Origin of the sequence: Acinetobacter sichuanensis, assembly GCF_003024515.2 — a bacterium.
GTDB lineage: Bacteria > Pseudomonadota > Gammaproteobacteria > Pseudomonadales > Moraxellaceae > Acinetobacter > Acinetobacter sichuanensis.
This window is the reverse complement of the sequence record NZ_PYIX02000026.1, coordinates 17117-30065: the sequence shown is the minus strand read 5'-3', so window position 1 is coordinate 30065 and position 12949 is coordinate 17117. Positions and strand designations below refer to the sequence as shown.

Here is a 12949-nt window from a genome sequence, read left to right as displayed (position 1 = left end):
GTTCTAGGCAATTTTTTTTTGCAAAAGGTTCCCCCATGTTAAAACAAACCTTGCTCTATACTGGTAAAGCGAAATCCGTTTATGAAACAGATAGCGCAGATCATCTAATTCTAGTTTTCCGTGACGATGCTTCAGCATTTAATGGCGAAAAAATAGAGCAACTAGATCGTAAAGGTAAGGTGAATAACCGTTTTAATGCCTTTATCATGGAAAAATTGGCTGCGGCTGGTATCGAAACTCACTTTGAAAAACTTCTTTCTCCAACTGAAGTTTTAGTGAAAAAATTACAAATGATCCCTGTAGAATGCGTAATGCGTAACTATGCTGCGGGTTCATTATGCCGTCGTTTAGGTGTTGAAGAAGGTTTAGAACTGACTCCTCCTACATTTGAGTTGTTCTTCAAAGATGACGCTTTAGGCGATCCAATGGTGAACGAGTCTCAAGCGATTGCTTTAGGTTGGGCGAATGCTGAACAATTGGCACAAATGAAAGAACTCACTCAAAAAGTGAATGTTGTGCTTAAAGATTTGTTCGCTCAAGGCAACATGCTTCTTGTTGACTTCAAACTTGAATTTGGTGTGTTCCATGACCGTATCGTTTTAGGTGATGAGTTCTCTCCAGACGGTTGCCGTTTATGGGATAAAGACACTAAGAAAAAACTCGACAAAGACCGTTTCCGTCAAGGTTTAGGTGGTGTTGTTGAAGCTTATGAAGAAGTTGCTGCACGTATTGGTGTAGATCTTTCAGACATCTAATCTTAGATTCTGATTCTTCAAAAAACCGAGCTTTTTAGCTCGGTTTTTTATGTTCAGTGTTATAAATTTTTATATTTCTCTAAAAGAAAATCATGCAAATTTTCACCTTTTTTCTGTTTAAAACGCTGAGCAAATAATGGTACATATTTCTGAGGATTAATCTGTGCAAAACTAGTTTCTTCAAAATCTTCATCAAAAGCATCTGCATACTGAAGGATAAAAATCATTTCATCGCCTTGCTGATTTTGTAGTTTTCCTTCTTTTCTTAAATCTTGTAATACTTGAATAATTGTATTTTGGTAATGTTGTCGAAGCTCAATATACTGTTCTTCTGTGTATTCTTCACCCAATTGCTCATATAATCTTTGAATTTGTTGATGAACATGATTATTGTGGCTCGCCTCAATGCTCCATTCAGAAATAAACCAAACCAGTTCTTGATCAAATTGACTAAATTCTTCGAGCGTCATCCCCACCACAAAATAACCGCATAAATCCTCAACTAAAACTAACCCAATTATCTGTAAATGCTGTCCTAATGTCTCTTGTTTGAGTTCTGAACAAGCATCTTGAATATCTTGGTAAATCGTTAAATACAAATTTGTTTTTTCAGTCATTTTTCATTATTCCTATTTTTATTGATCAAAATAAATACTTTACTATCTGCATTTAAAATCTGTGTATTATTTTTTAAAGTGACAACTTGTGAAGTGTCCCAATGTGAATGCCCACAAAATAATAAATTTTCAGCGTACTTTTCAAGTAAATGAAGCAATTGTGGTTCACCTAAAAAACCATATTCTTCCAAGTGAGGTGACAAATGCGTGAGTACAAGATCGGGCTGTTGTTTTAAAAGTTTTTCAAAAGCGTGTAAGTAATCTGTTTCTGAACGCCTGAAATTTTTATCTACACGTCCAATGATTCCGCTCAGCCCTGCGATTTTTAAATGATTTATTTCAATAAAATCATTGTCTAAAAAATGAATATTCTCAATTTCTGCAAGTTGATATAAATCTTTTCCAAAATCATCATGATTGCCTGCAATGCCAATCACTTGCTGAAAAACTTGGGCAAAAGCTTGCCAGACGTTGATCGGATTGCCACTGCTGCCACGCTTTTCTAAATTGGTATATAAATCGCCACATAAAAACCCCCATGACTTTTCAAGTTTCAACTGAGGAAAATAGATCTCATAAATCAGCGCCAAACTTTCTGCTACAACTTCTCCTAATAGCAAAGTCTGATCATTATTAAAGTTGCATACGCCTTGCAAATCCGAAGTCACCACGATTGAATCAATAGATTGCGGTAAACCTTCAATTTCACCCCGATAAATCGGAAGCTGAAATTTTTGTGCCGTCAAAGCGCCATGAGGAATAGTGAAATACTCAATATATTCAATCGGATTTGAATCCATTGTTTTTATACTCAGACGACTCATCAATCATACCTAATTTACAATGATTTTCATAGGCTTAGATACAATATGATAATAGTTTTGTTGATCAATCTGATATTTATAAATTACTAAAACATCAGCCTTCCCTTTCTCTAGGAAAGTCAACTGACCATTAACCATCTCATATTTAGGTGAGCCTGCTAATACGATGAAATAATTAATATTTTGCGATATTTTTATGCCATCTTGCTGAGTTAATTGCGCTTTAACTTGCACAGCTTGATTCAGTTTAGCTTTGATGCTTTCAGCCGTTTGAATATCCACAATATACTTTGAATAAAGCTGTGCTGAATTGGTCGTAATGCCATTTGTTCCCGCAATATACAACTGTTTAAATGTTTCATCATTCAGTGCCCATGGCCAAAAACTGATACCACGATGTTTTGAAGCTTCTAAAATACTGCTCAAATCTGCACGATAAGCTGGGTTATAACTTGAATTAAACTTTTGTACATCAGCATTAATTTGCTTACTACTCACTAAAACATTGGCACTATTTGGCATCTTCCCAACCAATAAACCACGTGGAATCTCCGACATTTGTGACTGAGCACGTGCCACTTGATCGGTATTAAAGGACGTCGTGACAACCTGATTTTCAACTTGGTATTTTTTTATTTCCTCTTGCATTTTAGCGACCAAGTGAGGATTTTTACTTTTCATTTCAATCATCAAAACAAAATTAGGATTGTTCTTAAATGCAGTGAAATATTCCGCTAAAGTTGGAATTTTATAATTTTTATTTTTTGAACGAAGTTGTTGAACTTGCGCTAAAGTCATCTCCTCAATTTTACCTGTAGAGGTTGTGGTTCGATCTATCGTTGCATCATGCATCACCACAATCTGCTGGTCTTTAGTCAGATAAATATCATTTTCGACAATATCTGCTCCTAGTGCTACCGCATGTTTCGCACTCTCTAAGGTATTTTCATCCTCTAAACTTGGCACACCACGATGCCCAATAATCAAAGGTTTACGCAATAATGTATTTTTTGGAAATTGCTTTAATACATGACTAAATAACGAACTTTGTGTAGTGATCACGCCATTCGTCCCTGAAGTTAAAACCGCTGCAACTTCATTCGGCTGCATTGCTGTTGAATCAATCCAAACCGTCATTAAGTGGCGTTGAATAAAACTCACATTGGCTTTATTGGCTAAATACTCTGGTAGTACCACAATTCGTGCATGCGCTTGATTGGTACGACGCATTATCTCTGAAAGACTTTGTTGATTATCTTTCAATTTTTCGGTACTTAGATCTAAAGCTGTACGTAACATCGGGATAACTTGATGTGCAGTTTTTAATAAGACATCGCTTTTAGACAATAAGGTGATATCACTGATATCTTGTTTTTTTGAAAGTAATTTTAATTGTTCAAGTGTTTGAGGTGTTTGAATTTCTAAGACAGGAATAGTCTTACGTTGTGGATTTGCTAAATAGTGTTGTAATAAGCCAAGCTTTTGCCCATGTTGATCCAACAAATTTAAGTCAGCATCCAATTGATAATATGCCTGATTTGCTGAGCTCAAAGCTGTGTCACTATTCTCAATTTTTTGGATAATCGTTGGTGCTAAGGCAACATTGCTTTGAATTTCTTGTACTTGAGTGACTTTATTTTGTAAATCAGGCAATGCTTGTCGCTGTTCACTCACTTGAATATTTTTAACTTTGAGCACAATACCTGTCGCAGATAACCCAATACCCCCTTTGGTAGAAAGCTGATCAAGTTCAATATCTTGCATCAACTGATGATTTAGATAATGTTGTACGCGTTGTCCAGAAACTACGATGCTGGCTTTATACCATTGATTTGGTTTTAAGTTTTCTGAAAATGCTTTACTGGTCATGACTTCCCACTGACCATTGCTTTTACGACGACCGAACTCTGTGCCGTTTTTAGCTGTAGTATCTGCACGCAAAGTAAATTGATAATAACTGCTTGGAATCACACCTTGAGTTTCAGTGACATCATAAATCACACTGCCCCAACGTGAATCATTGACTGGTTGATCTAAACTAAACTCTACATCGATTCGATAGTTCTGTTGTTTTTCTAAGCTTTGTGGCAATAAAATTGATGTCGGTTGTCCAGCATTGGCTCGACCATCAAGCGTCAATACGCCATTTTCAATATAGACATTCCCTGCATTATTGCCAGGAATACGCCAACCGTTGGGAATGGTTTTTTGTTGTGCAAAATTTTGTTGATAAAGTACTTTCAGTGCGGAAGTTACAGCCGAAGTGCTTTGTGCTTTTGTGGTTATTTTGGCAGAAACTTCAGCATAACTTTGTAATGGAAGTAACATGAAAACAGCAAGAGAAAGTATTGAATTTTTCATAATATTTTTTGATTCATTGAAAATATTGACATTTTTCAATGATAAAAGCCCAAACTAGTTATGATCTATTCTAAATCTTTCTCTACTTTAGAACAGTATTTTAGTTTGGGCTTTTTCTATTTTTACTATTTTTTTCTACTTTTCACTATTGCTGTTGCTGCTCTTGTTGCCAACGGCGTTGCTGTAAACGTTCGCCTTCCACTTCACGCTTATTACGTGCAGATTCATATAACTTTGTCCCTTTGAGCTCAGGTGGCAAATATTCCTGTAAAACAAAATGTTCAGGATAATGATGCGGATAGAGATAATCCACACCATAGCCCTGTTCTTTCATCAGCTTGGTGGGTGCATTTCGTAAATGTAAAGGCACAGGCAAATTCGAGGTTTTTTCTGCAAGTTCAAGGGCTTTATTAATGGCTAAATAAGTGCTGTTACTCTTGGCACTGGTCGCCAAATAGACCGCACATTGCCCCAAAATAATCCGACATTCAGGCATACCGACAGCTTGTACCGAACGAAAACATTCACCTGCCAACAACAAAGCATTCGGATTTGAATTGCCAATGTCTTCCGAAGCGGCGATCAACATCCGTCGTGCGATAAAGACAGGGTCTTCACCACCTTTTAGCATACGTGCCATCCAATACAAGGTCGCATCTGGATCACTGCCCCGAATGGACTTAATAAATGCCGACACTAGGTCATAATGTTGCTCACCTGATTTGTCATAGCGTGCAATATTTTGCTGTGCTACTTTCACCACAATCGCATTGGTAACAATATTTTCAATTTCAGGCTCAAAAGTGCTTGCAACCAAATCAATCAAATTCAGTGCCTTACGTGCATCACCTGCGGCAAATTGCACCAATGCATCAAACTCTTCAATTTGAAGATGTCGCTCCTGTAAAAAGCGATCCTGCTGAATTGCACGTAAAATCAAGTCCTGAATAGCCTCATTACTTAAAGCATGTAAGCTATATACCTGACAACGAGACAGTAATGCACTATTCACCTCAAAAGATGGATTTTCTGTGGTTGCCCCAATCAGCGTAATCTTGCCTTTTTCTACTGCATTTAACAGCGCATCTTGTTGTGACTTGTTAAAGCGATGAATTTCATCAATAAAAACCACAGGTGTCAGCAAATCGCCGCTTTCCGCAATCACTTCCCGCAGTTCTTTGACCCCAGTATTAAGCGCAGATAAACTGACAAATGGTCGATCAACCGCTTGAGCCAAAAGCAAGGCAATTGTGGTTTTCCCGACCCCAGGTGGTCCCCAGAAAATAATCGAGGGTAAATGTCCCTGGTCTATCATTTGACGCAGTGGTGCACCAGCCCCCAACAAATGATCTTGCCCAATAATTTCAGACAAATCGCGTGGGCGTAATCGTTCAGGAAGAGGGATTTGAGTGTCGGACATATGACTTTTCAATTGGTGAATGCTGTTCTTAGTCTACTATGGAAAGTCCATCAGATGACATGTCCCATTTTAAAATAATTGATTGTTCAATACATCCATCAATGCTGCCTGAAAAACCTGTCCATGACTCAAATGTGGATACAAAATTAGCTTTGCATCAACACCTTTATGCGCCAAATCTTGCACCAATTGACGATTATTTTGAATCATCTCTCGATCAGCATTGATACTGAACCGAGCTTGTGACTGCACGTGATCACCTTCCATCACCACCAGTTTTTTATGCTGTAACTGTGCTGCATCTGTTTTGGCAACTGCATTTAAAATACGTGCATCTGCCCAACTCAGTGAAGGACTTGCCGAGAAATAGTGTGAAAATGGCTGATCTTTTGTATTCAGTAAAGTGTCAAGGACAAATAATCCACCATAAGAATGTCCCCATAGTGCTGTTCGCTGCGGATCAAGTGCCACCTGCTGACGTACCCATGGCTGAATCTGATGTATGATCAACTCACAAAACTGCACACTGCCACCTGTCATGCGCTCGGGATTTCGTGGATCAGGCATTATTTTTCCTGTCTCATCTGCAGGCGTATAATCGACAGAACGTGCTGCTGATTCAAAAGGTAAATTGCTCTGATAACCAATTGCCACCAAAACAGGAGCATCCCATTCAGATAGTTTTTTCAGCACAGTGTCATTTAAGCGTGACATGACAGAATTGCCATCGAGCATAAAAATGGCAGCGGATTGTTGATTTTTTTTGTGATTTTTAGGAATGCCTAACCAAACCTGATAATTTCTTTGCTGATCGGCTGACTGAAATTTTTGCGTTTTGAACTGATAATAGGCTGAACCTTGCTCTGCAATATTGGCACCTAAAGGTCTTAAATCAGGTTTGGCATATATCGTTGTCATGTTTGCCATGCTTAAACCGAGCGCCAACACACAGCACATGATGGGTTGATGCCATACAGCCACTTTCGACATTATTGATTCACTCCATTTTAATGGAATGATCATACTTTTAATTGATAATGATTATCAATTATTTTATAAGGATTATCGAACCCAACGTACTATATAATCTTCGATTTGTTCTTCATCGACCTGTTCTTCTGAAATACAACGCCCTGCCGCAGATTTTCTCGCATCAATCACACTTTGACGTGATCCCGTATTTAAATAATGCCACGTTGGCAAATTTTTGCCTTCATTTAAACGACGATAAGCACAGCTCGAAGGCAACCAATGAATTTGTTGCAGTTTTTCGGGGGTCAGTTGAATGCAATCAGGGACATACTGCATCCGATTAGGATAGTCAGAACATTGAGCGGTCTGGCAGTCAAGTAACTTACAGGAAACTTTGGTATATGCAACTTCATTGCTCTCTTCATCTTCCAGTTTGACTAGACAACACAGTCCACAACCATCACATAACGCTTCCCATTCTGCTTGATTAAGCTCAGTCAAGGTCAGGGTTTTCCAAAATTGTGGTCGAATCTCAGCAGACATATCCCAAATAATCCTTAACTCATTTACAAAATGATTATAACAGTATTCATAAATGATATTCACTCTTACATTTGCTCACAAAACAAGCGTTTTTTGTTTGGCATTTCACATGAATTGCACAGAACTATACATGTTGCGGATGAGGCTTTTTATATACTGAAAAAGATAACAACAACTTGGAGAAAAACTATGTTTCGTTGGGCAATAATCTTTGCAGTGATTGCATTAGTTGTGAGTCTATTTGGTTTTGGTGGCGTCGCAGGTATGTCAAAAGACTTCGCAGTCATTCTCTTAGTCGTCGCAGTAATTCTTGCGATTGTGGGTTTCATCTCTAGGGGAAAAGTTTAAATTTACTTATTAAATAAATAAAAAAAGAAGGATAGATATCCTTCTTTTTTTATCGCTGTTTTACCCACTAAATTTATAATTTCTCACATTTATTTACGACTAATGATGCAATTAGTCATTTGAATTTGTCATATTTATGCTTTAATCAATGTCATTCTTGCCGATCTTAATCAGGATTTAATAATGACATTTGCAATAACAACACGTGAAATTCAATACCAAGCACAAGACGGTACGACACTTATTGGCTATTTTGCTGCCCCTGAATCTACACAAGCTGTTGCAGGTGTGATCGTTGCTCCTGAATGGTGGGGACGCACTGAATATACTGAACAACGTGCGCGTGAGTTGGCAGAACATGGTTTTGCAGCCCTTGCCATTGATATGTATGGCGACAAAAAAGTCACAACAAATGTACCTCAAGCCAGTGAATGGATGACACAAACTTTCCAAAATGCCAATACGATTGTTGACCGTGCAACTGCGGGCTTAGCTACTTTGGCAGCTCAACCAGAAGTCGATGCAACACGTTTAGCTGCAATTGGTTTTTGTTATGGTGGTAAAGTGGTGTTAGACCTTGCACGTACTGGTGCGGATTTAAAAGCAGTTGTGACTTTCCACGCTGCTAATGTTTCACCACGTCAAGAAGGTGATGCTCAAAATATCAAAGCTGAACTTTTAGTTTTACATGGTGAACTTGACAGCATGCTTTCACTTGAAGCAATTGAAAGCTTTGAACAAGAAATGACTACTGCACAAGTAAAATATGAAGTGATTGTATTTAAAGGTGCAAAACATGGCTTTAGTAATACTCTTGCAGATGAACGTGCAAAAGCAAATAATGTCGACTTAGGATATAACGTTGAAGCAGAGCAAAAAGGCTTAGCTGCAATGTATCAAATACTAGACCGTACACTCGCTTAATTCAAAGTCTATAGCGAATGTCTTGATTTAAATAAAATTGAAAGAGGAAGGTAAAATGACTGATAAAAAATGCCCATATTGTGAATTTGACGAATTTGACATTATTGATAAAAATGATTTTGGGGTGATTTTACCTGAAACAAATCCCTTATCTAAAGGTCATTCAGTCATTATTCCTCTACGCCATACCGACTCATTTTTTGAGTTGACTGAAAAAGAACGTAATAGTTTATCAACATTACTTGAACTTGCACGTAATGAACTAAAAATCCGTCATCATGCTGAAGGTTTTCATGTCGCATTTAATGATGGTAATGTCTTTGGTGATGATCAACTCGAACATTTCCATATTCATATTATTCCACGCTATAAAAATGAAAATTTAAAATTAGATAAACGTTGGGGCGTAATCAGTGATCAATAACTGATGATTCCCATCTAAAGTAGAAAAGGCGCTAAAGCGTCTTTTTTATGGTCTGATTTTCGTCCTCTATTCTGTTAAAAATTGTGCATTATTCGCTATACTAATGATCTATTTTTTCATTATTTTTCATGATTTTTATGTCGCAATTCTCCTTTTCAGATGCCCTGCTCACTTGGTTCGATCAACATGGACGCCATGATTTACCGTGGCAAGTTGCAGATGATCCCTACAAAGTATGGGTCTCTGAAATCATGTTGCAACAGACGCAGGTCAAAACGGTCTTACAATATTTTGAGCGTTTTATGAGCCGCTTTCCGACTGTGGATGACTTAGGACAAGCCACGTGGGATGATGTTGCTCCGTATTGGGCAGGTCTGGGTTATTACGCCCGTGCCCGTAATCTACATAAAGCGGCGGGAATTGTGAGTCGACAAGGACATTTTCCTGTAACACTTGAACAATGGATTGAGCTACCCGGTATTGGTCGTTCAACAGGGGGCGCATTGATGTCGCTCGGTTTACGTCAGTATGGCGTGATTATGGATGGCAATGTCAAACGCGTATTGGCACGTTTTTTTGCCATTGAAGATGATTTGAGTAAACCCATTCATGAACGGGAAATGTGGCAACGTGCAGAAATGCTGTGTCCAACTGAACGTAATCATGACTATACACAAGCCATTATGGATTTGGGTGCAACCATCTGCACGCCGAAAAAACCATTATGTTTGTATTGTCCAATGCAACAGCACTGTCAGGCACATCAACAAGGTTTAGAAACTGAACTGCCTTATAAGAAACCGAAAAAGCCTGTCCCTGTAAAAACAGCCAAAGTTTTACTGATTCAATCCAATCAGCAATGGTTATGGCAACAACGTCCAAACAGTGGTTTATGGGGTGGTTTATGGAGTTTGCCCATTTTTGAAGATGCTGTTGAATTTGAAAATATCTGTAAGCATTTTAAATTGATTTCCAAAGTTGAACCTGTACAAATTTCGCATAGCTTTACCCATTTCACATGGATTTTAAATGCTCATATTTTCCAGATTGAGTCTGATCAACAGGAATATCTGCAAGCTGAACTGACAGGTGAATGGCTTTCGCCACAAAAAGCTACACAAATGGGCATTCCAACTGCTATGAAAAAATTGATCTCAGCCATCGAGATATGACATAGTCAGGCATAGGTCTTCACAACTTATTTTCAATTTTTATTTGTATTTTTAAAACTTGAACAATGAATAATTAGGATTTCTTGTGTCATTTTATTTTCGTTATAGTTTGATTGCATGTTTTGCTATTTTAATCAGTGCATGTACCACTACGCCTAAAAAACCAAGTCCTTTACCGCAAAATACGATTTTAAAACTAAAATCCATGTCGATGCCAAATCGTTTGCCTATTCCTGTAGAAGGGATTAAAGCAAAAAATTTGACTGACACTTGGGGAGCATCTCGTAGCGCAGGGCGTAGTCACGAGGGCATTGATATTATGGCTCCACGTGGAACAAAGGTTTATAGTACAACTGAAGGCTTAGTGACTAGCCTCAAAGGGAATAACTTAGGTGGCACTGTCATTTGGATCATGGGTCCTAGTGGTGCTTATCATTATTATGCACATTTAAATGGACATAAAGGTGGCTTAAAAGAAGGTGACTATGTCCGTCGTGGTGAACTGATTGGCTATGTTGGCAATACAGGAAATGCACGACACACTGCCCCTCATTTGCACTATGGATTATACTTAAACGGTAAAGGTCGTGGCGCAGTCAACCCTTACCCTTATTTAAGATAGTTTTATTGAAAAAATCAGTTAGGAATATTCCATGTCAGAAGCAGTACTTGAGCGTTTGGTTGAATTTGCAGAATCAGGCAATCAACAAAAAATTGTCTTTAATGGACAAAGCCATCAAGGCTGGATTATGGAAATCACCGATGAAGCTTTACTGATCAGTACAGGTTTTGCAGATAAGACAGGCAAAGATTTGTGGCTAAATTTCAACGAGCTGCAACAGTCTGAATTATTTTATTGGGACAATAAAACCGATCAATGGGTCGAATTTAAACTTTAAAAAAATAAAATTCAGGAGCACTTAAAAATGACAAATAAGCGTTGTGGCTGGTGCTCCAATGACCCGATTTATATCCATTACCATGATCATGAATGGGGCAAGCCCAATCACAATGAACAGTATTTATTTGAAATGCTGTGTCTGGAAGGTCAGCAAGCAGGTCTGTCATGGATTACCGTCCTGAAAAAACGCGAAGCTTATCGGACGCATTTTTTCCATCGTCCTATTACTGAAATTGCACAACTGACCGATCAGCATCTTGAATATAAATTACAGGATGCAGGTCTAATTCGTCATATCGGTAAATTGAAGGCGATTCGTGACAATGCCATCGCTTGGCAAAACATGAAAGCGCAAGGAATTGATGTAGTGCACTGGCTGTGGGATTTTGTCGAGCAAAAAGTTTTGGTCAATGATGTACCTGACTACCAACTCGCACCTGCTCAAACTGACATCAGTCAACAGTTATCTAAAGTACTCAAAAAGAATGGTTTTAAATTTGTTGGACCGACCACGATCTATGCTTTTATGCAGGCTGTAGGTATGGTTAATGACCATGAAAATGATTGCTCATTTCGCTGATGTTTTTTTATTAAAAACTCAAAATAACAGGAAGGATTCACATGACTGACAATACTATCCATGCCTATGCTGCCTTAGAAGCAGGTGCTGCACTTGTACCTTACACATTTGATGCAGGCGAATTACAAGCACATCAAGTTGAAGTCAAAGTTGAATATTGCGGACTTTGTCACTCCGATGTTTCCGTGATCAACAATGAATGGGGTAATGCAGTCTATCCTGTGGTGGGTGGTCATGAGATTATTGGCACGATTACTCAACTTGGTTCAGAAGCCAAAGGCTTAAAAGTCGGACAGCGTGTTGGAATTGGTTGGACTGCGGAAAGTTGTCAGCACTGTGACCCTTGTGTCAGTGGTCAACAAGTCCTCTGTACAGGTGAAAAGAAAGCGACCATTGTTGGGCATGCAGGTGGTTTTGCCGATAAAGTCCGTGCAGGTTGGCAATGGATTATTCCCCTGCCTGAAGACTTAGATCCTGAAAGTGCAGGACCCTTACTGTGTGGTGGTATCACGGTATTTGACCCAATTTTAAAACATCAGATTCAAGCCATTCACCATGTTGGTGTCATTGGCATTGGTGGTTTAGGTCATATGGCGATTAAACTGCTGAAAGCTTGGGGCTGTGAAATTACAGCTTTTACCTCAAGTCTGGATAAGACCGATGAACTCAAAGCCATGGGCGCAGATCATGTGGTGAATAGCCGTGATGCCAATGCTTTAAAAACACAGCGTGGCAAATTTGATCTTTTACTGTGTACGGTAAATGTCAGCCTAGATTGGAAAGCCTATCTGAACACGCTTGCACCCAATGGTACGATTCACATGCTCGGTATGGTTCTTGACCCTATGCCAATTCCTGCGGGAACTTTAATCAGTGGCGCAAAATCAGTGACAGGCTCGCCAACAGGTTCACCTTTTGCTCTACGTCAACTGCTACAATTTGCAGCACGTAAGAATATTGCACCACAAATCGAACTGTATCCAATGTCGAAAATTAATGAGGCTTTGGAGCGACTGCATTCAGGACAGGCACGTTATCGCATTGTGTTAAAAGCGGATTTTTAATAAACCGTACTAACCTCTTTAATTGCTATCGGACGTGATAATTT

General features: G+C 38.7%; 15 protein-coding genes. 9 read left to right on the top strand and 6 right to left on the bottom strand.

The window, feature by feature from the left end:
* Positions 1 to 35 precede the first annotated feature (35 nt).
* The gene (gene purC / locus C9E89_RS14570; protein WP_068975543.1) at positions 36 to 755 is read left to right on the top strand and encodes a phosphoribosylaminoimidazolesuccinocarboxamide synthase; all 720 of its coding nucleotides are present in this window, start codon (positions 36 to 38) and stop codon (positions 753 to 755) included.
* Positions 756 to 814: 59 nt separating this feature from the next.
* Here the strand turns inward: purC and C9E89_RS14565 are convergent, their stop codons facing one another.
* The 6 genes from C9E89_RS14565 to C9E89_RS14540 form a co-directional block, all read right to left on the bottom strand.
* A complete protein-coding gene (locus C9E89_RS14565; protein WP_107009069.1) occupies positions 815 to 1372 on the bottom strand; it encodes a DUF4303 domain-containing protein in 558 nt (185 codons plus the stop codon).
* A complete protein-coding gene (locus C9E89_RS14560; RefSeq protein WP_107009068.1) occupies positions 1369 to 2196 on the bottom strand; it encodes a metallophosphoesterase family protein in 828 nt (275 codons plus the stop codon). The genes C9E89_RS14565 and C9E89_RS14560 overlap by 4 nt, the downstream gene beginning before the upstream one ends.
* 9 nt (positions 2197 to 2205) lie before the next feature.
* Positions 2206 to 4524 (bottom strand): glycerophosphodiester phosphodiesterase family protein, encoded by a 2319-nt coding sequence (locus C9E89_RS14555; RefSeq protein ID WP_228199048.1) that lies wholly within the window; start codon positions 4522 to 4524, stop codon positions 2206 to 2208.
* A gap of 178 nt (positions 4525 to 4702) precedes the next feature.
* Positions 4703 to 5977, bottom strand: a complete 1275-nt coding sequence (locus C9E89_RS14550; protein ID WP_107009066.1) for a replication-associated recombination protein A — start codon at positions 5975 to 5977, stop codon at positions 4703 to 4705.
* Between the two features lie 69 nt (positions 5978 to 6046).
* Positions 6047 to 6967, bottom strand: coding sequence for an alpha/beta hydrolase (locus C9E89_RS14545; RefSeq protein ID WP_107009065.1), 921 nt, complete (start codon positions 6965 to 6967; stop codon positions 6047 to 6049).
* A gap of 72 nt (positions 6968 to 7039) precedes the next feature.
* Positions 7040 to 7492: a YcgN family cysteine cluster protein gene (locus tag C9E89_RS14540; protein WP_107009064.1), complete on the bottom strand. Its 453-nt coding sequence runs from the start codon at positions 7490 to 7492 to the stop codon at positions 7040 to 7042.
* A gap of 189 nt (positions 7493 to 7681) precedes the next feature.
* On the opposite strand from C9E89_RS14540, the gene C9E89_RS14535 reads away from it, so the two are divergent.
* The 8 genes from C9E89_RS14535 (at position 7682) to ahr (ending at position 12905) form a co-directional block, all read left to right on the top strand.
* On the top strand, positions 7682 to 7840 hold the full coding sequence (locus C9E89_RS14535) for a DUF1328 domain-containing protein (protein ID WP_107009063.1): 159 nt from the start codon (positions 7682 to 7684) through the stop codon (positions 7838 to 7840).
* 183 nt (positions 7841 to 8023) lie between these two features.
* The gene (locus C9E89_RS14530) at positions 8024 to 8764 is read left to right on the top strand and encodes a dienelactone hydrolase family protein (RefSeq protein ID WP_107009062.1); all 741 of its coding nucleotides are present in this window, start codon (positions 8024 to 8026) and stop codon (positions 8762 to 8764) included.
* 55 nt (positions 8765 to 8819) lie between these two features.
* Complete coding sequence (locus C9E89_RS14525; RefSeq protein WP_107009061.1) at positions 8820 to 9188, top strand: HIT family protein; 369 nt, start codon at positions 8820 to 8822, stop codon at positions 9186 to 9188.
* A 137-nt stretch (positions 9189 to 9325) separates the two neighbouring features.
* Positions 9326 to 10360, top strand: coding sequence for an A/G-specific adenine glycosylase (mutY, locus tag C9E89_RS14520; RefSeq protein WP_107009094.1), 1035 nt, complete (start codon positions 9326 to 9328; stop codon positions 10358 to 10360).
* Between the two features lie 85 nt (positions 10361 to 10445).
* Entirely contained in the window at positions 10446 to 10982 is a 537-nt protein-coding gene (locus C9E89_RS14515; RefSeq protein WP_107009060.1) for a M23 family metallopeptidase, read from the top strand.
* A 31-nt stretch (positions 10983 to 11013) separates the two neighbouring features.
* Positions 11014 to 11259, top strand: a complete 246-nt coding sequence (locus C9E89_RS14510) for a hypothetical protein (protein ID WP_107009059.1) — start codon at positions 11014 to 11016, stop codon at positions 11257 to 11259.
* Between the two features lie 27 nt (positions 11260 to 11286).
* Positions 11287 to 11841: a DNA-3-methyladenine glycosylase I gene (locus C9E89_RS14505; protein ID WP_107009058.1), complete on the top strand. Its 555-nt coding sequence runs from the start codon at positions 11287 to 11289 to the stop codon at positions 11839 to 11841.
* Between the two features lie 41 nt (positions 11842 to 11882).
* Positions 11883 to 12905 (top strand): NADPH-dependent aldehyde reductase Ahr, encoded by a 1023-nt coding sequence (gene ahr / locus C9E89_RS14500; protein ID WP_107009057.1) that lies wholly within the window; start codon positions 11883 to 11885, stop codon positions 12903 to 12905.
* The last annotated feature ends 44 nt before the right edge of the window (positions 12906 to 12949 follow it).

Coding starts and splice junctions, on each gene's coding strand:
- C9E89_RS14560 (WP_107009068.1), bottom strand. CDS start 2,196: ATGAGTCGTCTGAGTATAAAAACAATGGATTCAAATCCGATTGAATAT.
- C9E89_RS14530 (WP_107009062.1), top strand. CDS start 8,024: ATGACATTTGCAATAACAACACGTGAAATTCAATACCAAGCACAAGAC.
- mutY (WP_107009094.1), top strand. CDS start 9,326: ATGTCGCAATTCTCCTTTTCAGATGCCCTGCTCACTTGGTTCGATCAA.
- ahr (WP_107009057.1), top strand. CDS start 11,883: ATGACTGACAATACTATCCATGCCTATGCTGCCTTAGAAGCAGGTGCT.
- C9E89_RS14540 (WP_107009064.1), bottom strand. CDS start 7,492: ATGTCTGCTGAGATTCGACCACAATTTTGGAAAACCCTGACCTTGACT.
- C9E89_RS14565 (WP_107009069.1), bottom strand. CDS start 1,372: ATGACTGAAAAAACAAATTTGTATTTAACGATTTACCAAGATATTCAA.
- C9E89_RS14535 (WP_107009063.1), top strand. CDS start 7,682: ATGTTTCGTTGGGCAATAATCTTTGCAGTGATTGCATTAGTTGTGAGT.
- C9E89_RS14555 (WP_228199048.1), bottom strand. CDS start 4,524: ATGTTACTTCCATTACAAAGTTATGCTGAAGTTTCTGCCAAAATAACC.
- C9E89_RS14550 (WP_107009066.1), bottom strand. CDS start 5,977: ATGTCCGACACTCAAATCCCTCTTCCTGAACGATTACGCCCACGCGAT.
- C9E89_RS14510 (WP_107009059.1), top strand. CDS start 11,014: ATGTCAGAAGCAGTACTTGAGCGTTTGGTTGAATTTGCAGAATCAGGC.
- C9E89_RS14545 (WP_107009065.1), bottom strand. CDS start 6,967: ATGTCGAAAGTGGCTGTATGGCATCAACCCATCATGTGCTGTGTGTTG.
- C9E89_RS14505 (WP_107009058.1), top strand. CDS start 11,287: ATGACAAATAAGCGTTGTGGCTGGTGCTCCAATGACCCGATTTATATC.
- purC (WP_068975543.1), top strand. CDS start 36: ATGTTAAAACAAACCTTGCTCTATACTGGTAAAGCGAAATCCGTTTAT.
- C9E89_RS14525 (WP_107009061.1), top strand. CDS start 8,820: ATGACTGATAAAAAATGCCCATATTGTGAATTTGACGAATTTGACATT.